The organism is Paraburkholderia sp. GAS38, assembly GCF_050434965.1.
GTDB classification, from domain to species: Bacteria; Pseudomonadota; Gammaproteobacteria; order Burkholderiales; family Burkholderiaceae; genus Paraburkholderia; species Paraburkholderia phenazinium_A.
Genome location: NZ_JBNDJO010000003.1, coordinates 519,272 through 540,657, shown reverse-complemented (window position 1 = coordinate 540,657; position 21,386 = coordinate 519,272). Strand labels below are relative to the sequence as shown.

Here is a 21,386-nt window from a genome sequence, read left to right as displayed (position 1 = left end):
CGCGCGCGGCGATCGCGGATCGTTGCGCGCGCACGTTTCTGTGCGTCTTATTGCTGAGGCACGCCCTCACGCCACTGGCTCCAGTGCGTCACAATCTGCTGGACCAGCGGGTTGCCGGCGAGAAACAGATTGGCAATCGCAATCGTGAAGCCGCCCTGCGCTGCATAGTTCAACAGATTATCGGCGCTCGTCTGGCCCGCATACGGCCGGTCGAAATCCGATCCGGCGCGCAGCACGGCCACGCGGTTCAGGTCCACCCGATGCGCGCTCGCCGCGCGCTTGAGCGCTTCATAAGTAGCGTTGTCTTCCTGCTGCGTCGTGCAGTACACGCCTTTGCCGTCGGTCAGTATCCTGGTCCAGTCGCGTGCCCGTTCGCCGAGCAATGTGCCCGACCACCACGTGTCGCCCGCGAGCGTATCGCACTGGATGACCGTGGGCGGCAAATCCGCCGGCGCATAGCCATAGCGGGCACGCGCCGCTTGCGCCTGGGCGTTGTCCGTCAACGTAACGTTGCGCGACAACGCAAACGCCGCGTCGGCAAGCTGCGAATTGAGCTGGAACACTTCGGTGCGATAGTCGAGCGAGGGCTTCTGTGTCGGGTTCTGCGTATTGATGCCGAGATAGCCCGTGTTCCAGTTAGCGGGAATTTCGCGCGCGTCGATTTCCCACTGAATGCCGAAGTCGACCAGATACTTCGCCCATGCCGCAGACCCCACAGTGCCGCGCTGCGGATCGATACCGGCAATACCGGCCACCATGAAATACGTATGCCGCAGATCGAAGCGCTGCGAGAAAGTCAGCGCCATGATCGACGCAGCGGCATTCGCGTGCCCCATGCCGGTGGTCATCACGCACACGTCCTGCTTGTTGCAGTGGACCGAAGGATAATCGGGCGAGAGGCCGTCAACCGGGATCTCCTGCCAGGGGCCGAGATGATCGAGCCAGACCTGCCCTTCGGGGCCGAACATCGAAATGATCATCACCTTGACGGGGCGTCCGTGCGAAGCGTCGGCGCTTTGCGTGGCGGCGTCGTCATCGGCGCGCGCCGGGACTGTCGAAACAGCCGCACACGCCGCGAAAGTCAACGCAGCGCTTGCCGCGAGAATACGAGTCAGCATCGGTGTCCTTCCTTTTTTCTGTCATGCGGATTGGGAGGGCGCTACTGCCTGAGACGGACTCGCTGAAGGGTCGAACGGGGGTCAAGCGAGGTCAAACGGGGTCAAGCGCAGCGGCGTCCATGTCTCGGCCCGTGAAGTCTGCGCCAATATCGAATATGCTTCAACACGGTATGCGCATTGGCTGATCAGCGACGCGAAAGCACGTTCGATCAACGAAGAGCCTTCCGCTTGCGCAATCGGCATTACTCACAGGAGCATGAGCATGGACTATGTGAAACTGGGCCGCACCGGCCTCGATGTCTCTCGACTTTGTCTGGGTTGCATGAGCTACGGCGCGTCCGATCGCGGCAACCATCCGTGGACGCTCAGCGAGAGCGACTCGCGCCCGTTCATCAAGCAGGCGCTCGATCACGGCATCAACTTCTTCGATACGGCCAATGTCTATTCCGACGGCACCAGTGAAGAGATCGTGGGCCGCGCGCTGAAAGATCTGGCCAAGCGTGACGAGATCGTGCTTGCAACCAAGGTGCATGGCCGCATGCACGCGGGTCCTAATGGCATGGGCCTGTCGCGCAAGGCGATCATGGCGGAAATCGATGCGAGCCTGAAGCGTCTCGGCACCGACTACGTCGACCTGTATCAGATCCACCGCTGGGACTATGCCACGCCGATCGAAGAGACCATGGAAGCGCTGCACGACGTCGTGAAAGCGGGCAAGGCACGTTATATCGGCGCGTCGTCCATGTATGCGTGGCAGTTTTCGAAGGCGCTGCATGTGGCCGAGCAGCACGGCTGGACCCGCTTCGTAACGATGCAGAACTACGTGAACCTGCTGTACCGCGAAGAAGAACGCGAGATGCTGCCGCTGTGCGAAAGCGAAGGCATCGGCGTGATTCCGTGGAGCCCGCTTGCGCGCGGCCGTCTCACACGCGACTGGAACACCAGCAGCGCACGCTCGGAAACCGACGAATTCGGCCGCACGCTGTATGCGCAGACCGAAGACGCGGACCGCCAGATCGTCGAACGGGTGGGTCAGATTGCGGCCAGCCGCGGCGTGCCGCGCGCGCAGGTTGCGCTGGCGTGGGTGCTGCAAAAGAGCGTGATCAGCGCGCCGATTGTCGGGGCAACCAAAGCGCAGCATCTCGACGATGCCGTGGCGGCGCTGTCGCTCAAGCTGAGCGCAGACGAAGTGAAGCAGCTCGAAGAACTGTACGTGCCGCACGCGGTGACGGGCTTCAAATAAGCGCGGCACCGCGCGCAATGCAAGAGGCCCCGTGTCGATGCGGGGCCCGGCATCGTCATTCAGGTATATGACGCTCCGCCGCGTTGATCGCGCGGCACGTCCGGTTCGAAGAACACCCAGCGGACCTGCGGAAAGGTCGCCTGCAAATCGGCTTCCACGATGTTGATGGCGTCGACCATCGCGCGGCCGCTGGGATAATCGATCATCTCCGCCTGCACCGCGACCACCACATCGCGGCCCCACTGCAGCGTGATCATATTGATGATGCTGCGGATCTCGGCACGCGCCAGCAAATGCGCTTCGATAGCGCGCCGCACGTCCGGGCCGGCCGATTCGCCGACGATCATCGACTTCACTTCACGCGCCACCAGCCACGCAATCACCATCAGCAGCAGGCCGACGCCGATCGAACCGAGCGCATCGAACATCGGGTTGCCGGTGATCATCGTCAGCAGCACTGCGACGAAAGCGATGGCGAGGCCGGCAAGCGCCGCAATGTCTTCGCCCGCCACCACCAGCAGATCCGATTCGCGCGTTTCGCGAAACCAGCGCCACATGGACTTGTCGGGATGCGTCTTGCGAATCTCCCTGACGGCCCCCATGAGCGACAACGTCTCGAGCACCACAGAGACACCCAGCACGGCCAGCGCCACGTACGCATGCGAGAGCGGCTCGCGCGCAAACAGGCGGTGTATGCCTTCGTACACCGAGAACGCCCCGCCGACGAAGAACAGCAGCAGCGCCACCAGCAGCGAATAGAAGTTGATCTCGCGGCCCGCGCCCATCGGATGCAGCGGGCTAGGCGGTTTCCTGGCCTCACGCAGGCCGAATAGCAGCAGAAGCTGGTTGCCGCAGTCGGCGGTGGAGTGAATCGCCTCCGCGAACATCGAGCCGGACTGCGTAAAGGTCGCCGCGGCGAACTTGAACACCGCAATCCCGAGGTTGGCGGCGAGCGCGTAAAAGATGGCCTTCGGCGATTCTTCTTTCATCTCCGTCATTTACGCAACCTCGACACGCGGCGCACCGTCACGCATTTCGCCGATCACCACCGCACGATCGAAGCCGTCCGCGCGGAAAATCGCCAGCACGTCGTCGACGCTATCCGGCGCACAGGACACGAGCAGCCCTCCCGAGGTTTGCGGATCGGTCAGCAGCGCCTGGGCAATGGCAGGCAATCCGGCGTCCAGGCTAATGCTCTCTGCGTACGAAGCCCAGTTGCGGCCTGACGCTCCGGTGATTACGCCGGCAGCCGCGAAGGTTTCCACGCCGGCGAGCCAGGGGAGATCCGCGTAACGAAGATGGGCGCTCAGGCCCGCGCCGCGCGCGAGTTCCAGCGTGTGCCCGAGCAGGCCAAAGCCCGTGACGTCGGTCAACGCATGCACGCCCGGCAAGGCGGCGAGATCCGTACCCGGACGATTGAGTTTGGTTGTGTTGGCAATCATCGCCGCGTAGCCCGCGTCGTCGAGCTGGTTCTTTTTCAGCGCCGCCGACAGCACACCCACGCCGAGCGGCTTGCCGAGCACCAGCACATCGCCGGCCCGAGCGTCTGCGTTCCGCTTGATCCGCTGCGGATGAACCACGCCCAGCGCGGCAAGACCGTAGATCGGCTCGACGGAATCGATCGAATGACCGCCCGCAACCGGGATGCCCGCCTCCTTGCACACGTCTTCGCCGCCGCGCAGTATCGCCGCGATCACGTCGTGCGGCAGCACGTTGATCGGCATGCCGACCAGGGCCAGCGCAAGGATCGGCTTGCCGCCCATCGCGTAGACGTCGGAGAGTGCGTTGGTTGCGGCAATGCGGCCGAAGTCGTACGGATCGTCGACGATCGGCATGAAGAAATCGGTGGTGGCGATAATCGCCTGCTCGTCGTTCAGACGGTAGACGGCTGCATCGTCGGCGGTTTCCGTGCCGACCAGCAAGTCGGGAAAGACCGGCAGCGGCACGCTGCGCTTGAGCAGGTCGGAGAGGACGCCGGGCGCAATCTTGCAGCCGCAGCCGCCGCCGTGCGAAAGACTTGTGAGCCGCGGCACAGCGGGATGTGAAGCAGCAGAATTCAAAGCAACGTGATCGGTCATGGATGAGTCAGGGCGCGGTTGCCGGTTCGGGTTGAAGTTCGGGTTGACCTTGCAAGGCTATAGTCAGCATTATGGGCAATCCGGGGCCCATCCGTCCAACCGGCACCACGACGGCCCGTCACGACGGGTTCGAAGCCGTCACCTGCGCACTCGACTTCAAGCCCGCTCCAGCAACGCCATTTCACGCACGATCACCAGCAGCACGGACAGGCTCGCACCGCCCGAGGCGCGCAGATCGGCCAGCAGGCGCGCATAACGTTCGAGCGGCGCCGCCCGTTGTTCACGCCATGTTTCGACCAGCTCCTCCGGCGTCGATGCTTCCTCCGCACCCATCAGCGCGCTCGTCGTCAAGGCGCGCTTCAGGCGCGCCAGCTCGGCAAGCGCGGCGGCGCGCGCCAGCGTGTCCCAATGCGTCGGCGTGGGCAGCGCATTCGCACGCTCGCCGATCCAGCCGTAGTTGAGCTGCGTGCCGAGCGCGAAATACACCCCCGCCACCCGTTCGAGATCCTTGCCGCACTTGGCCGCCACCTCGGCAATATCGAGCACCGCCGCGGAGATTTCGCCGCTCGCCACGCGCACCGCCAGTTCGCTATCCACGCCTGCATCCACGAGGACCCGCTGGCGTTCCGAGAGCGCCTCCAGGTCCGCGGCGGGCAACAGCGACGGCCATTGCGACGCGAGCCGCTGGGCCGCATCGCGGCAACGCGTCAGCAGATCCGTCACGTCGCTGACGGCACCCGTTTGCAGTTGCCGCAGGAACCACAGCGCCGCACGCTCGACGAGCCGCGCCACCTCGACGAACATGCGCGCCTGCACGTCGTCGGCTACGCGGTTATCGAGCGCGTCGATGCTGTGCCACACCTCGTCGAGATCGAACACATCGCGAGCCATGATGCAGGCCCGCACGATCTCGCCCGGCTGGGCGTCAGTCTCCTCCATCAGCCGGTGGATGAATTCGCAGCCCACCCGGTTGACCAGCGCGTTCGTCAGATAGGTGGCGAGGATCTCGCGCCGCAGCGGATGACGATGCATCGGCTCGCGAAAGCGCTGCCGCAGCGGCTTCGGAAAATAGTCGATCAACATGCTGCTGACCAGGGGGTCTTCCGGCATGTCGGATGCGACCAGCGCATCGTAGAGCCACATCTTGCTGTAGGCGAGCAGCACCGCGCGCTCCGGCGAGGTCAGCCCTTGCTTCGCAGCCTGGCGCTCGGCGATTTCCTCGTCTGTCGGCAGGAACTCGATCACGCGGTTCAGACGCCCGGCCCGTTCGAGCCAGCGCATGAAGCGCGTTTCCGCATCGAACAGTTCGACGCTGTAGCGCCCCGCAATCGACAGCGCCTGGGTCTGATAGTAGTTGTCCTGCAGCACCAGCAGGCCGACTTCATCGGTCATATCGGCGAGCAAGGCATTGCGCTGCTTCTCGGTCATCTCGCCGTCCGCCACCACGAGGCCGAGCAGAATCTTGATGTTCACTTCGTGATCCGAACAATCGACGCCGGCTGAGTTGTCGATCGCATCGGTATTGATGCGCCCACCGCGTAACGCGAATTCGATGCGTCCCAGGTGCGTGAGTCCCAGGTTGCCGCCCTCCGCCACCACCTTGCAGCGCAGATCCGCGCCGTTCACGCGTACCGCGTCGTTGGTACGGTCGCCGACCTGCGCGTGCGTTTCGCGGCTCGCCTTGACGTAGGTGCCGATGCCGCCGTTGTAGAGCAGATCCACCGGTGCCTGCAAGATCGCGCGAATCAGTTCGTTCGGCGCGAGTGCAGCGGCATTGATGCCGAGCACGGCCTGCATCGCGGACGACACGGGAATCGTTTTCGCCGTACGCGGAAACACGCCGCCGCCGGCCGAGATCAAGGCGGGATCGTAGTCGGCCCAACTGGAGCGTTCGAGGATAAAGATGCGCCCACGCTCCGCCAGACTGGCGGCGGGATCGGGTTGCGGATCGAGGAAGACATGCCGGTGATCGAATGCGGCCACCAGCTTGATATGCGGCGACAGCAGCATGCCGTTGCCGAACACGTCGCCCGACATGTCGCCGACGCCGACCACGCTGAAATCCGTGGTCTGGGTGTCGACACCCATCTCGCGGAAATGCCGCTTCACCGACTCCCATGCGCCGCGCGCGGTGATGGCCATTTTCTTGTGGTCGTAGCCGACCGAGCCGCCCGAAGCAAACGCGTCGTCGAGCCAGAAGCCGTACTCCTGCGAAATGGCGTTGGCGTAGTCGGAAAACGTCGCCGTGCCCTTGTCCGCCGCCACCACCAGATAGGGATCGTCGGGGTCGTGCCGTACCACATCGGGCGGAGGCACGATCTCGTTGCCGACCAGATTGTCGGTCAGATCGAGCAGGCCGCGCAGGAAGGTCTGATAGCAGGCAATGCCTTCGCGCAGCCACGCTTCGCGGTCGCTGGGCGGCGGCGGGTTCTTCACCACGAAGCCGCCCTTCGAGCCGACCGGCACGATCACCACGTTTTTCACCATCTGCGCTTTCATCAGGCCGAGCACTTCCGTGCGGAAGTCCTCGCGCCGATCCGACCAGCGCAGGCCGCCACGCGCCGCGCGCCCGCCGCGCAGATGCACGCCTTCGACACGCGGCGAGTACACCCAGATCTCGAACATCGGCTTGGGCTCAGGCAGGCCCGGCACGCGCGCCGGATTGAACTTGAACGAGAGGTACGGCTTCGGATGCCCCTCCTGATCGAGCCGGTAGTAGTTGGTGCGCTCGGTGGCCTTGATGACGCCGAGAAACTGCCGCAGGATGCGGTCCTCGTCGAGATTCGGCACCTGGTCGAGCGCGGTGTCGATCCATTTGAGCAGCAGTTCCACGCGCGCTTCGCGGCTGTCGTCCACCCGCGGATCGAAGCGCGCCACGAACAGTTCGACGAGCTTGCGGGCAATCGTGGGATTGCCGGTCAACGCACGCTCGATATAGGCATCGCTAAACGTGGAGCCGACTTGCCGCAGGTACTTCGCATAGGCGCGCAAGATCGTCACCTCGCGCGCCGCAAGCTGGGCACGCAGCACGAGGCGATTGAAGTCGTCGCTTTCGATCTCGCCGGTCCAGACCTGCTCGAAGGCGTCTTCGAAGAGATTCTTCACGCGCTCGATATCGAATTCGGCGTCGTCCGCGAGTTCAAGGCCGAAATCGTGGATCCATGCCGGGGTCGCGTCGAGCGCTTCGATCAGGTACGGCCGCTCTTCATCGACGCGCACGCCGAGATGTTCGAGCATCGGCAGGCTGCGCGACAGGGCGATCGGATGCCCCGCGCGGTAGACCTTGAAGCGAAACGCGCGCGGGCCGGATTCGATGGGCCGGTACAGGTTCATCGCAATCCGCTCGTTGCTCTGCAAGCGCTCGATCAGCTCGATATCGCGCACGGCCGTGCGGGCCGGATAGTCGTCGCGGTAGCCGGCTGGGAACGAATCGGCGTAGTGCTGCAGCAGCCGGTTACCCTGCTCCTCGCCGAACGCGTCGAGCAACGCATCGGCGAGATCGTCCTGCCAGCGGCGCGTCACCTGCACGAGCCGCGCTTCGAGTTCGCGGGTGTCCACATCCGGCATCGCGCCCGGTTCGGCGTGCACGACGAAGTGAATCCGTGCGAGCGTCGACTCCGAGAGCAAGGGCGTGAACTCGACACTCGCGCCGTTGAACGCTTCGGTCAGCAGATTGGCGATGCGCCGCCGCAAGTCGGTGTTGTACTTGTCGCGCGGCACGAACACCAGACACGACACGAAGCGGTCGAAGCGATCGCGCCGCACGAACAGGCGCGTGCGCTGATGTTCCTGGAGACGCAGCACGCCAAGCGCGATGTCGTAAAGCTGGTCCTCTTCGGCCTGGAACAGTTCGTCGCGCGGATAGGTTTCGAGCACCGTCACCAGCGATTTCGCCAGATGCCCTTTCGGCAGGAAGCCGGCACGCCGCACGATGTTGGCGCACTTGCGGCGCACGATTGGAATCTCCGCCGCCGACACGAGATACGCCGTCGACGTATACAGGCCGATAAAACGCCGCTCGCCGATGGTCTTGCCATCCGCGCCCGTCAACTTGATGCCCACGTAGTCGAGATAACCGGGGCGATGCACGGTAGCGCGCGTGTTCGCTTTGGTGAGGAAGATCGGCGAGGCGCCGGTGATGATCTGCGCGGCGGCGGCCGGCAACGGTGTGACGTCGGCGGCGCCCACGGGCCGCAGCGTGTCGCGCAGAATGCCGAGACCCGATTCCGGCAGCGCACGCAAGCCGAAGCCGACGTCATGCGAAACCAGTTCATAGTCGCGCTGGCCGAGGAAGGTGAAGTGGTTGTCCACCATCCATTCGAGGAAGGCCCGCGCCTCAGCGCCTTCCGCACCGGTTTCGCGCCCCTTCATGTCCTTGATCGTGGTGCGCGCAATCTCGACGATCTTCGGCCAGTCCTCCACCGCCGCGCGCACGTCGCCTAATACTTTGGCGATATCGTCGCGCAGCCCATCGAGCTTGGCGGCGTCGCCGCAACGGTCGACTTCGAAGTGGATGAACGAGGCCAGTTGCGATTGCGTGTCAGCCGCGTCTTCGGCGCCCTGCCCGACACGCACAATACTGCCGTCGGCGCCACGCCAGATGCGAAACACCGGATGCACGACCGAATGCAGCGCGAGCCCCAGGCGGTTGACCGCCATCGACACCGAATCGACCAGGAACGGCATGTCGTCGTTGACGATTTCGATAACCGTGTGGTCCGAATGCCAGCCGTGCTGCTCGAGGATCGGGTTATAGACGCGCAGCCGTTCGCTGCCGGGCACGAAACGCTGGGCCGTTTGCCAATGCGCCAGCGCGGCGCCATACAGGTCGGCGATCGCGCGGCTTTGCAGATCGTCGGCGTCGACGAAGTCGTAGTAATGGCGCAGGAAAGGTTCGACGACAGCGAATGCCGGTTCCGGCAATCGTCCACGAGCGAATTCGACGACGTCGTTCAGCAGGTGCGCAACGGATTCTTCGTTCTTCGCTTGCATGATCTCCTCCACAACGGGCGGCAATCGACTGCATCGTTTAGAAGAGAATTATGCGCCCGATAGTTGAAAGTCAATGTGCATCCGCACATCGACTTTCAACTGGACCTCCGATCAGCGCAGCATTGCGCTCGCTGATCGGCCTCAGCCGAGGAACACGTAGCGGGCGATATAAGGGCTGCGGCCTTCTTGCCCTTCCTGCGTGCAAGGACCGGTGGGCGCAACGCCGCCGTGCGTGTCGAGCCGTTGCACGTAGCGCACCGGCGAGAGCAAGCCGGGGCCGGCGGCGTTGGTTGCCCGCAGCAGCAGAAGCGGGATGCTGCCGGGTTGATCGGCACTCGGCGCCTGCTGCAGGACCTCGCCGGTGATCTTGCTGCCGTCCGCGGCGGCCCACGAGGGGCCCGCGCTATGTGTGACGATCAGCTCTCCCGAAGCGTCGTACAGTTCGGCGCTTGGCGCCTTGAAAGCCCATGACAGCTTGTTGTTGGCGTCGCGCTTGCAGAGGTAGATCTGCGTGCCGCTCGCCTTGAGCGTGGCAATGACGTGGGTTGCGTCGCTGGGTGTGAGTGCAGCGGGCACAGCGCTTTGCGCGAACGCGCTGCTAACCCAGGCGGCGCTGCAGGCAAGCGCAAGCGACGCGCCGGTGACAACACGCGCCAGCGAGCGGCGCGAGGCAAAACGTGAATACATGCAGTCATCTCCTTAGTGTCAAAACAGTGTCCCGGTCGTATCCGCTGCTTGCGGCAGCCACGCGCCAACCGCCTCGCTCGTCCACACCGGGTCGTCGTGCGGCAAATCATGTCCGGCCCACGGATGCTGCAGATGCGCCGCGCCCCACGCCGCCGCGAGCCGCGCCGAACAGACCGGGTTCACCAGCTGGTCGGCGGCGGACGACAGAATCAAGGTCGCACAGCGCGGCACCTCAACACCGGCGTTAAAACGCGCCGCTGCCCATAACTGACGCAGCGCGTTGGGCCGGCTCACCGGCGCGCTCTCGCGAATCGCACTCCACGCCGCGAGATCGTCCGCGAGTCCTGCCGGATTATTGCAGGTCAACCGGTGAATGCCAGTTTCGGCTTCGCGTGCGCTTCGCCAGTCGAACGCCACTCGCAGCAGTCCCGGCCATGCCTGCGGACGCAGGCGCTCGGTCATGCTGCTGAACGGCCGCATGCTGGTATTGATCAGCACCAGCCGCTCGATCTCGTCAGGGTATTGTTGCGCCCACGCCGTCGCCACCATCCCGCCCAGCGACATCGCCAACACGCGGTATGGACCGGGCACGCTGCTTTGCGCTACCGCGAGCCGCACGAAGCCGACCATCGCCGCCACTTCAGCGGGCGCGCGTTGCTCGACGAGCGCGCCGTTGCCCGGCAGATCGAGCTGCAACAAGCTGTCGGTCTTGACGGCGTCATGCAGGATAGCCGGAAACCGGCCCCAGTGCCGCGTCTCGCGCGTCAGTCCACGCAACAGGATCCACGTACTCATACACCGGCCGTCCGATACCAATGTTGAATCGCGTGATGCAGCAGTTGCTGGCGGCCGCTGCCTTGCGGCAACCAGCGCTGCGAGGCAAACGCGGCGCGTGTCAGGAAGTCGAGCAGGTTGGCATGGCGTCGCAAGACACGCGCCGTGCGATGCGCTTTCACGGGATTGAACATGCCCTGGCGCGAAAACAGTTGGCGCGGATTCTTCTTGATCCACAGCCACGAGCCGAGCTCGAGCGTCATCGGCAAAAACACGTTTTCCGCCGGCGCGCGATCGTACGCGCAATCCCATAGATCGCCGTGCAGCAGATATTGATGGCTCTGCGGTTCGAACGCATAGCCGTGATGCGGATGAGCGCGCTCGAACATGGTCTTGAGCATGTACATCTCGGGCAGATGCGGCATCAGCTTGCGAGTGCGCGCATACGGAAACCAGATGCTGTCGGCCCAGCCGTAACCCGAGTGGCAATCGAGCGCGAAGCTGAGCGGCCGCGAGGCCAGTTCGGTTTCGACCAGCTTCAGCAGCGCCGCGGCCTCCACCTCCATGGGTGCGCCGCGCCGTCCGCGATACCAGGGCAGCCAGGCGCCGAGGCGCTGGCCGCCCGCCAGCAGCGGCACGCGTTCGTCGGCGTCCTGCGGGGCATTGCGCATCAGGTCGACGCCGTTCGGATTGGCGCGCGTCGCCGCCCACATGCCGCCCGGGTTGCAGATGGGCATAAAAATCAGACGAATCGATTGCAACTGCCGCACCAGCAGCTCGTCCCATTCGAGCCTCGACAGCAGCGAGCGCATGTAGTCGAGCACAAGTTGCGTGCCGATACGTTCGAGCCCATGAATGCCGCCGAAGAAACCAATGGCCGGCGCCAGCGGATCGCTCGAACCGATGCTCGCGGTCAGCACCGGAAAGGTCCGGCCGTGCACCCGCGCCTCGCACAGCGTGCGAATGTCGAAGTTGGCACTGCCGGCGTCGAGAATCGCCTTCAAATCCTCGTATTCCGCAAAGCTGTCGGGTAGAAAGCTGAGAGCCTGCATGGGACGCCGAATGAGATGGGCAAGGTTATTGGGGACGGCACACGCACTATTTCAGCAATATAGCCTGTCGCGGCACATATTAGATGACGGCGTGCACCCTCCGCAGTTTGTGTCATCTGGCTGACATATCGCGGCCCGTTCAAGGCTTTGCGTTCCGGCACGCATTCCTCGTGAAGCCGTCTGGAAAGATATAGTCGTCTAGACGTTGAGATAGGTTCACTCAACCGTCACAGAGCCTTCCTAGAATGTGCCACACGTTCCGGCACTGGCCGGATGCATCAACGGGACAAGCATGGAAGCAATTCGTATCGAACGGCTGAGCAAGACGTTCACCAACGGCCGCAAGGCACTCGACGAGATCGACCTGCGCGTCGCGTCCGGCGAGATGGTGGCGCTGATCGGCGCCTCGGGCTCGGGTAAATCGACCCTGCTGCGGCATATCGCAGGCTTCACCGTCTCCGATCCGCAGCCGTCGCAGATCGCGATTCTCGGCCGGCCGATCCAGCAGAACGGCCGCCTCGTGCGCGAAGTGCGGCGGATTCGCCGCGATATCGGCTTCGTGTTCCAGCAGTTCAATCTGGTCAACCGGCTCTCCGTCGAGACCAACGTGCTGATCGGCGCGCTGGCGCGGCTGCCGTTCTGGCGGCGCATCACCGGACGCTTTCCGCGCAGCGAACGCGAGTTGTCGCTGGCCGCGCTCGGCGAAGTCGGCATTGCGGAACATGCGCGCGAACGCGCGGCAACGCTCTCCGGCGGCCAGCAGCAACGCGCGGCGCTGGCCCGTGCACTGGTGCAGCACGCTCGCATTGTGCTGGCTGATGAACCGATTGCCTCGCTCGATCCCGAGTCGTCGCGACGCGTCATGGAGATGCTGCGCAACCTGAATCGCGACCATGGCCTGACCGTGCTGGTCTCGCTGCACCAGGTGGACATTGCCGTGCAGTACTGCCCGCGCACCGTCGCCCTGCGTCGCGGCAAGATCGTCTACGACGGACCGTCCGCCGCGCTCACGCCCGAGCTCCTGCAGAAGCTCTACGGCGACGACGCACGCGAACTGCTCGACGAAACCGGGAGCAGCGTGGCGCAATCTCCTGCGGATATGAATATGGATGCGGATGCAACCAGACCGCAGCGCTATGCGTTTGCACTGGATCCTGCGCACACTGCCTGATACACAGCGTCGCCCTTTTATCTTCTGACAGCCCTCTTTAGTTAACTGGATTTAACCCGATGACATTCCTGCGCTCACTGATCGCCGGCGCGGCTGCGCTCGCCTGCGTCGCCGCTCACGCCGAAGACTTCAACCTCGGCATCATCTCGACCGATTCGTCCGCCGTGCTCTCGCAGCGCTGGCAACCGCTGGTCGACGACATGAGCAAGCAAACCGGCCTGCACGTCAAAGCCTTTTTCGCCACGGACTACGCCGGCATCATCGAAGGCATGCGCTTTAACAAGGTGCAGGTGGGCTACTTCGGCAATGCCTCGGCGATGGAAGCCGTGGACCGCGCCAACGGCGAAGTGTTCGCCAAGATCACGTACGCGAACGGCGACACCGGCTACAAGTCGGTGCTGATCACCAATGTGAACAGCCGCTTCAAGACGCTCGACGATGTATTCAAGAATACGAAGGATGTCACGCTCGGCTTCGGCGATCCGAACTCCACCTCGGGTACGCTGGTTCCCGGTTACTACCTGTTCGCCAGGCACAATACGCCGGTGAACACGTCGTTCAAGGCGGTGTTGCCGTCGAGCCATGAAGCGAATCTGCTGGCCGTGGTGAACAACAAGATCGACATTGCGACCAACAACACCGAGATGCTCGACACGCTGAAGAAAGATCATCCGGACAAGTTCGCCCAGGTGCGCGTGCTGTGGACCTCGCCGCTGATCGATTCGGACCCGCTGGTGTGGCGCAAGGATCTGCCGCAGGCCACCAAGGACAAGGTGCGCACGTTCTTCCTGAACTACGGCAAGACCGATCCGCACGAGAAAGCCGTGATGGCGGCGATTACCGGCTATAGCGGCTTCGTGGCGTCGTCCGATGCGCAGTTGCTGCCGGTCCGCCAGATCTCCCTGTTCCAGCAGAAGCAGAAGATCCAGTCCGACACGCATCTCTCGGACGACGATCGCAAGACCCAGATCGCCGCGCTCGATGCGAAGCTGAGCGCGCTGAACGCCGCGACCTCGAAGCAATGAGCGCCGCCGACCTGACCGGCGCCCGCCCCGCCGCCGCGAGCGGCGCACCGGCGGCGGCCGTTGCGGGCAAGCGAAGCTGGACGTCGCTGCTCGGCTGGATCGTCGTGATTGCCGTGCTGGGCGTCGGCTGGCACGGCGCGGATATGCGGCCACTCGATCTGTGGTCGGACGCCGGCAACATGGGCCAGTTCGCCAAGGACTTCTTCCCGCCGGACTTCACCGAGTGGCGCACCTATGCGCACGAAATGTACGTGACGTTGTCGGTGGCGGTGTGGGGCACGGTGCTGTCGCTGGTGTGCGCCGTGCCGTGCGGCCTGATGTGCGCGCGCAATATGGCGCCGCAATGGGTCGTGCAGCCGGTGCGCCGCCTGATGGACGCCTGCCGCGCGATCAACGAAATGGTCTTCGCGATGCTGTTCATCGTCGCGGTCGGGCTCGGCCCGTTCGCGGGCGTGCTGGCGTTGTGGGTACACACCACCGGCGTGCTGGCCAAGCTGTTCGCGGAAGCCGTCGAAGCGATCGACCCGCGGCCCGCCGAGGGTGTGCGCGCCACCGGTGCGACCGGTCTCGACGAGATCGTCTATGCGGTGTTGCCGCAAGTGCTGCCGTTGTGGATCTCGTATGCGCTGTACCGCTTCGAATCGAACGTGCGCTCGGCGATGGTGGTGGGCATGGTCGGCGCGGGCGGAATCGGCGTGGTGCTCTATGAGGCGATCCGCTCGTTCGACTACGCGTCCACCGCGGCGGTGCTGATCATGGTGATTGTGGTGGTCACGGCCATCGACCTGGCCTCTGCCTGGCTGCGCGAAAAAGTGATCTGAGTTCGATTTTCGCGGTGCCGATCGGCTGGATCTTCATGCATGAAACGCGCGGCCTCAGGCGAACTGCAGCAGCGTGGCATCGATCGCGTCGGCGAGCGTATTGAAGGCCGGCGCGATCTCCTCATCGGGCACGCAGGCATAGCCGATCAACAGACCCGAAGGCGCACGCTGCGGCTGCGCGTAATACCCCGACAACGCCCGCACCACGATATTGCGCTCGAGCGCCGCCGCTGCCACCGCGCGATCGTCGGCACCTTCGGGCAATTGCATCACCAGATGCAGACCCGCATCGCCGCCCACTGCCGGCAACGCATCGCCATAGCGGCGCGCGGCGGCATCGAGCACGGTCTGGCGGCGTTGACCGTAGAGCGTGCGCATCTTGCGAATGTGCGACGTGAAATGCCCTTCGGCGATGAACTCCGCGAGCACGGCCTGCTGCAGCAGTTGCCCCTCGCGATACAGCTCGGCACTGGCCGTAGCGAAACTTTCGGCGAGCGCCTCGGGCACCACGAGATAACCGATCCGCAAACCGGGGAACAGCGTCTTGCCGAAGCTGCCCACATAGATCACCTGCCCCGCCGTATCCAGCCCCTGCAGCGATGCCAGCGGCCGGCTGCCGTAGCGAAACTCGCTGTCGTAGTCGTCCTCGATGATCCAGCATTGATGCTGGCGCGCGTATTCGAGCAACATGCGGCGGCGCGCGAGACTCATCACCATGCCGAGCGGATACTGATGCGAGGGCGTGACCAGCATCAGCTTGGGCGGCTGGGCGAGATCCTCGGCGGAGGGGTTGATCCCTTCGGCGTCGACGGCGATGGGACGCGATTGCAGCCCCGAGACGTGCAGCACGCTGCGCACGCCCCAATAACAGGGATCCTCGGTCCAGATGACGTCACCGGGATCGGACAGGAGACGCACGGCCAGATCGACCGACTGGTGAATGCCGGTGGTGATGATGATCTGCTCGGGCGTGCAGCGCACCGAGCGCGAGGTGCGCAGATAGTCGGCCAGGGTGTGCCGCAGCAACGACAGACCGCCGCCCGGCGCATAGGTCAGCAGATCGGGGCGCAAGCGGCGCCAGTACTTGGCCTGCAGGCGGCTCCAGACGCGCGCCGGAAACTTCGAGACATCCGGCACACCGGGCATGAACGCTCCCCACTGACGCTTCGACACCCCTGCCCCGGCGATCAGCCGCGTACCTCGGGTGGACAGCGCGCGCCGCGCCGAGAGCGGCTGCGGGGCGGCGGCCGGCGCGGCGGCATCGGGCGCGCCGACGATTTCGTCCGGCGCGCTATCGGCCACGAAGGTGCCGCGACCGGTGGTGGAGGTGACGTAACCCTCGAGCGCGAGCTGCTCGTAGACCTGAGTCACGGTGTTGCGGGCGATGCCGAGTTCATTGGCGAGCAGGCGCGAGGACGGCACCTTGCTGCCGGCGGGCAGCTCGCGCGACAGGATGGCCTGCTGCAGCAAGCGATGCAGTTGCCGGTAGATCGGCTGACCGTTGCCGCGGTCGAGACGCTGCGCCAGCCAGTCTGACAAAACGCTTGCACGCATAATTGGCTCCTACATTTTTATTTAAATGGCTCTGAACGTCGGAGCCAAATCTCATTATAGTCGTTGCATGTGCCGCGCCGTGTGGACGGCTTCTGCCAAACCGGGAGTGAAGGAGATGACTGTGAAGAATGCTGAACTGAAGAGCCGCAAGGATGCCGCCACGCCGCGTGGGGTTGGGGTGATGTGCGATTTCTATGCTGCGCGCGCCGAGAACGCTGAGTTGTGGGACGTCGAGGGGCGGCGCTTCATTGATTTTGCGGCGGGGATTGCGGTGTGCAACACGGGCCACCGCCATCCGAAGATTGTCGAGGCGATCCGCGCGCAACTGGATCAGTTCACGCATACCGCGTATCAGATCGTGCCGTACGAGTCGTATGTTTCGCTGGCGGAGAAGATCAATGCGCGCGCGCCGGGCGACCATCTGAAGAAGACGGCGTTCTTCACGACGGGTGCTGAAGCGGTGGAAAACGCGATCAAGATTGCGCGCGCGGCGACGGGCCGACCGGGCGTGATTGCGTTCACGGGTGGTTTCCATGGCCGCACGATGATGGGGATGGCGCTGACGGGCAAGGTGGCGCCGTACAAGATTGGCTTTGGACCGTTCCCGGCGGACGTGTTCCATGCACCGTTCCCGAATCCGCTGCATGGTGTGACGACGGCGGATTCGTTGAAGGCGATTGAGTTTCTGTTCAAGGCGGACATCGATCCGAAGCGTGTTGCGGCGATCATCTTTGAACCGGTACAGGGTGAGGGTGGTTTTTATCCGGCGCCGGCGGAGTTTGTGCGGGCGTTGCGCAAGCTGTGCAACGAGCATGGCATTTTGCTGATTGCGGATGAAGTGCAGACAGGATTTGCGCGTACCGGCAAGTTGTTTGCGATGCATCACTACGACGTGGTGCCGGATTTGATGACGATTGCCAAGAGCCTGGCGGGGGGCATGCCGTTGTCGGGCGTGGTGGGGCGTGCGGAGATTATGGATGCGGCGGCGCCTGGCGGGTTGGGTGGAACGTATGCGGGCAATCCGCTTGCTGTGGCGTCTGCGCATGCTGTGCTGGACATCATCGATGAGGAGAAGCTCTGCGAGCGGGCGGTTTTGTTTGGCGATCGGATTAAGGCGAAGCTGGTTGCCTTGCAGGGTGAGGTTGGGCAGATTGCTGATGTGCGCGGGCCGGGGGGCATGGTGGCGGTTGAATTCTGCAAGGCTGGGACGCATGAGCCGGATGCCGAATTTACCAAGCGGGTGCAGGCTCGTGCGCTTGAGCGCGGGTTGTTGTTGCTCGTCTGTGGGGTTTATTCGAACGTTGTTCGGTTTCTTTTTCCGCTCACTATTCAAGAGGATGTCTTCGACGAGGCTGTTGCCATTCTTGAAGATGTGCTTAAGGAGACTGTTGGCGTCGTAGCTTAGTTTTTTTTGCCCTGCTGGCGGCTCTTTGGTGGCTTCTTTGGCGCTGCCGGTGGGGTTTAGTTCATTTGGTTTGCCTGTGCGGTGCTTTGGCTGTGTTCCTGCGGTGTTGGCCTTTCCTTGCTTTCTTAGTGGTCTATTAGGTTCGCCCCTGTGCGGGGCGGCACTTACTTTCTTTGCCGCCGCAAAGAAAGTAAGCAAAGAAAGCGGGCTCACACCGCCAGCGTTTAGTGAGCCATCTAGGTCTACCTCCGGAAACGGCCCAACACGAGACCCGCCCTCGCATTTCCACCACTCGTGACACAGCACTCATCCACCCCACTCCGCACTACGTGCGTCGCGGTCGGGTCTGCATGGGAAGGCGAGTTGCTTGCGAGTATCGCGGCGGCGGTGCCAAGCCAGCCTCCGCAGAAGGCGTTATGCCCGACGGCGGGGCGCGCAGCGCAACGCTGGAACGGATGACGGCCTTGTCACTAACGTGGGTGGCGCAAGGGCACGTCTCGTCTTGGGCCGTTCCCGGCGGCAGACCGGGATGGCTCACTACGGGCTAGCGGTGGCAGCCCGCTTTCTTTGCTTACTTTCTTTGCGGCGGCAAAGAAAGTAAGTGCCGCCCCGCACAGGGGCGAAGCTAATAGACCACTAAGAATGCAAGGAAAGGCCAACACCCTAAGACCACAGCCAAATACAAGGCTCCGCAGGCAAAAACCTCACTAACTAAACGGAAAACAGAAAATGGAAAAAGCAGCGTCCACCTCAGCATCGCAGATAAAACTGAATGACCCCACGCTATTAAAAACAAAGGCCTACATCGCAGGCGAATGGACCCCGTCGGACGACGAAACAACCATAGAAGTCCGAAACCCCGCCACCGGCGAACAGCTAGCCAGAATCCCCCGAATGGGCACATCCGAAACCCGCCGCGCGATCGAAGCAGCCAACAAAGCCTGGCCAGCATGGCGAACCAAAACCGCCAAACAACGCTCGACCATCCTCCGTGCCTGGCACGACCTGATGCTCGAAAACGCCGACGACCTCGCCCTCATCCTCACCACCGAACAAGGCAAACCCCTAGCCGAAGCCAAAGGCGAAATCCTCTACGCCGCGTCCTTCCTCGAATGGTTTGCCGAAGAGGCCAAACGCGTCTACGGCGACACCATCCCCACGCCCGCAGCCGATAAACGCATCGTCGTCACCAAAGAACCCATCGGCGTCTGCGCAGCCATCACCCCGTGGAATTTCCCCGCCGCGATGATCACCCGCAAAGTCGGCCCCGCTCTCGCCGCCGGTTGCCCCATCATCGTCAAACCCGCCGAAGCCACACCGCTCTCCGCCCTCGCACTCGCCGTGCTGGCCGAACGCGCCGGCGTGCCCGCCGGCATCTTCAGCGTCGTCACCGGCGACCCAAAAGCCATCGGCGCTGAAATGACCGCCAATCCGATCGTGCGCAAGCTGTCGTTCACAGGCTCGACCACCGTAGGCCGTCTGTTGATGGCGCAATGTGCACCCACGGTCAAGAAAGTCTCGCTCGAACTCGGCGGCAATGCCCCCTTCATCGTCTTCGAAGACGCCGATCTCGATGCGGCCGTTGCCGGTGCTATCGCCTCCAAGTATCGCAATAGCGGGCAAACCTGCGTCTGCACCAACCGCTTCTACGTGCATGACAAGGTCTACGACGCCTTCGCCGCCAAACTGCGCGACGCCGTCGAACAGTTGAAGGTCGGTCGCGGTACAGATGACGGTGTCAGCCAGGGCCCCCTCATCAATGAAGCCGCAGTCCTCAAGGTCGAGTCGCATATCGAAGACGCACTCGCCAAAGGCGCGCGCATCGTCACCGGCGGAAAGCGTCACGCGCTCGGCCACGGCTTCTTCGAACCCACCGTCCTCGCCGACGTCACCCCCGCAATGAAAGTGGCGCGCGACGAAACCTTCGGCCCGCTCGCGCCGCTGTTCCGCTTCTCGTCGGACGAGGAAGTCATCGCCCTCGCCAACGATACGGAATTCGGCCTCGCGTCCTACTTCTATAGCCGCGATATCGGCCGTGTGTGGCGCGTCGCCGAAGCGCTCGAGTACGGCATGGTCGGCATCAACACCGGACTCATCTCCAACGAGGTCGCCCCCTTCGGCGGCGTCAAGCAGTCCGGCCTCGGTCGCGAAGGCTCGCACTACGGTATCGACGACTATGTCGTGATCAAGTATCTGTGCATCGGTGGAATTTGAGGTAGCACGGCATCGCCGGTCACGCGGGATACCCCGCGTGACCCATTTCAAAACGCATGCCGTACCCCCGCCATCACACCAAGCTGCCCCATCCCAAACCCCGGCGTGGTTCCACCACCACCCTGGCTGATGGTATAGGCCGCGTGCGCGCTGTTAAACAGATACCCGCCTTGCAGATACACCGCTGAGCTTTTCGACAGCAGATACGTCGTGCGCACCACGGCGATCGTACCGCGCGTGTCGTCCTGGCGATTGAGCATCCGGTACACGCCGCCGTCCAGAACCAGCGCCGGATTCAGGTTATAGGCAGCGCTCACGTAGAACAGATTCGAACGGACATCGGGAATGTCCGGCGACACCGTTTCGACATGCCGTCCCAGCCAACCCCCGCCAATCTTCACCGGGCCGATATGGCCGTAGCCGTTCAACTGCATGCGCACGTCCTTGTCGCCCGAATTGGTCAGTGCGAACGGCGTGGTGCCGTCATAAAAGTCCGCCGCCGCGCCTGGGCCACCGCGTTGTTCGTCGTACGCGGCCGCTACCCCGTAGCCGTTCATGTCATAGCGCAGCATCGTCGACCATTCACGGCAGGTTTGCGAGCTGCCCGGCACCGGCCCCGCGCAGGTCCCCTGTCCCGCCGAATTGCCGGTACCGGTCGAATCGCGGCCAAACGAATAGGTCGCGCCGAACGTGATGCCCGAGAATGTGCCTTTGTAGACCACCGTGTTGTCGCTGCGAGCGCTCGGCAGGTATTGGTCGAATGAGCCGGTACCGCCGTAGATGTCCGGCCCGAGCAGGTCGGAGTCGCTCAAGGCCCAATAGGTCATCGTGTACTGGCGGCCGAACGTCAGGCTGCCGTATGGACCCATCAGCCCAACCCACGCCTGGCGTCCGAACAGGCGGCCGCCCTGGTTCAGCGCGCCGTTCTTCACGTTAAAGCCGCTCTCCAGCGTGAAGATCGCCGACCAGCCGGCCCCCAGATCCTCTTTGCCGCGCAGCCCCCAGCGCGACGGCAATTCGCCGGTCACGCCCGGCATCCGCACGACACTGTCGCCTGCCGCATTGGCATGCGTGACGTATTCCACGCCGGTGTCGAGAATCCCGTACAGGGTCACGCTACTCTGTGCAAACGACGTGGCGCTGACGCCCAGCAAGGCGCTGCCCAATGCGATCCGATATTTCATTGTCTCCGCTTCTCCGTGGTCAGGTCTTCAGAATGGCGCGCATAGTCGTCCCCGTTGCTTCGGAGAAG

15 protein-coding genes are annotated in these 21,386 nt (G+C 63.6%); 6 read left to right on the top strand and 9 right to left on the bottom strand.

From position 1 onward, the window contains the following. Positions 1–47: 47 nt before the first annotated feature. Complete coding sequence (locus tag P3T42_RS09935) at positions 48–1,118, bottom strand: purine-nucleoside phosphorylase (RefSeq protein WP_429305896.1); 1,071 nt, start codon at positions 1,116–1,118, stop codon at positions 48–50. Between the two features lie 262 nt (positions 1,119–1,380). Here P3T42_RS09935 and P3T42_RS09930 point away from each other — a divergent pair, with 262 nt between their 5' ends. Beyond that, positions 1,381–2,361, top strand: a complete 981-nt coding sequence (locus P3T42_RS09930) for an aldo/keto reductase (protein WP_074294676.1) — start codon at positions 1,381–1,383, stop codon at positions 2,359–2,361. 59 nt (positions 2,362–2,420) lie between these two features. Here P3T42_RS09930 and P3T42_RS09925 read toward each other — a convergent pair whose 3' ends face one another. The 6 genes from P3T42_RS09925 to P3T42_RS09900 form a co-directional block, all read right to left on the bottom strand. Further along, complete coding sequence (locus P3T42_RS09925; protein WP_074297156.1) at positions 2,421–3,350, bottom strand: cation diffusion facilitator family transporter; 930 nt, start codon at positions 3,348–3,350, stop codon at positions 2,421–2,423. 9 nt (positions 3,351–3,359) lie between these two features. After that, complete coding sequence (selD, locus tag P3T42_RS09920; protein WP_429305895.1) at positions 3,360–4,439, bottom strand: selenide, water dikinase SelD; 1,080 nt, start codon at positions 4,437–4,439, stop codon at positions 3,360–3,362. 156 nt (positions 4,440–4,595) lie between these two features. Further along, complete coding sequence (locus P3T42_RS09915) at positions 4,596–9,431, bottom strand: NAD-glutamate dehydrogenase (RefSeq protein ID WP_429305894.1); 4,836 nt, start codon at positions 9,429–9,431, stop codon at positions 4,596–4,598. Positions 9,432–9,572: 141 nt separating this feature from the next. Then, a complete protein-coding gene (locus P3T42_RS09910) occupies positions 9,573–10,118 on the bottom strand; it encodes a DUF3455 domain-containing protein (RefSeq protein ID WP_429305893.1) in 546 nt (181 codons plus the stop codon). A gap of 18 nt (positions 10,119–10,136) precedes the next feature. Beyond that, a complete protein-coding gene (locus P3T42_RS09905; protein WP_429305892.1) occupies positions 10,137–10,913 on the bottom strand; it encodes an alpha/beta fold hydrolase in 777 nt (258 codons plus the stop codon). Continuing rightward, entirely contained in the window at positions 10,910–11,944 is a 1,035-nt protein-coding gene (locus tag P3T42_RS09900; RefSeq protein WP_074294671.1) for a M14 family zinc carboxypeptidase, read from the bottom strand. The genes P3T42_RS09905 and P3T42_RS09900 overlap by 4 nt, the downstream gene beginning before the upstream one ends. Positions 11,945–12,236: 292 nt before the next feature. Between P3T42_RS09900 and phnC the strand changes: the two genes are divergently transcribed. From phnC to phnE, 3 genes are read left to right on the top strand one after another with little or no spacing between them, the layout of a single operon-like run. Beyond that, positions 12,237–13,115 (top strand): phosphonate ABC transporter ATP-binding protein, encoded by an 879-nt coding sequence (gene phnC, locus P3T42_RS09895; RefSeq protein WP_074294670.1) that lies wholly within the window; start codon positions 12,237–12,239, stop codon positions 13,113–13,115. A 59-nt stretch (positions 13,116–13,174) separates the two neighbouring features. Next, positions 13,175–14,140, top strand: coding sequence for a phosphonate ABC transporter substrate-binding protein (gene phnD, locus P3T42_RS09890; protein WP_074294669.1), 966 nt, complete (start codon positions 13,175–13,177; stop codon positions 14,138–14,140). Beyond that, entirely contained in the window at positions 14,137–14,961 is an 825-nt protein-coding gene (gene phnE / locus P3T42_RS09885) for a phosphonate ABC transporter, permease protein PhnE (RefSeq protein WP_074294668.1), read from the top strand. The genes phnD and phnE overlap by 4 nt, the downstream gene beginning before the upstream one ends. A 54-nt stretch (positions 14,962–15,015) precedes the next feature. Here the strand turns inward: phnE and P3T42_RS09880 are convergent, their stop codons facing one another. Next, complete coding sequence (locus tag P3T42_RS09880; protein ID WP_429305891.1) at positions 15,016–16,515, bottom strand: PLP-dependent aminotransferase family protein; 1,500 nt, start codon at positions 16,513–16,515, stop codon at positions 15,016–15,018. A 115-nt stretch (positions 16,516–16,630) separates the two neighbouring features. Between P3T42_RS09880 and gabT the strand changes: the two genes are divergently transcribed. Then, the gene (gene gabT, locus P3T42_RS09875; protein ID WP_074294666.1) at positions 16,631–17,920 is read left to right on the top strand and encodes a 4-aminobutyrate--2-oxoglutarate transaminase; all 1,290 of its coding nucleotides are present in this window, start codon (positions 16,631–16,633) and stop codon (positions 17,918–17,920) included. A gap of 729 nt (positions 17,921–18,649) precedes the next feature. Continuing rightward, complete coding sequence (gene gabD / locus P3T42_RS09870; RefSeq protein ID WP_429305890.1) at positions 18,650–20,134, top strand: NADP-dependent succinate-semialdehyde dehydrogenase; 1,485 nt, start codon at positions 18,650–18,652, stop codon at positions 20,132–20,134. A 47-nt stretch (positions 20,135–20,181) separates the two neighbouring features. Here the strand turns inward: gabD and P3T42_RS09865 are convergent, their stop codons facing one another. Then, positions 20,182–21,318, bottom strand: coding sequence for a porin (locus P3T42_RS09865; protein WP_429305889.1), 1,137 nt, complete (start codon positions 21,316–21,318; stop codon positions 20,182–20,184). Positions 21,319–21,386: the final 68 nt, after the last annotated feature.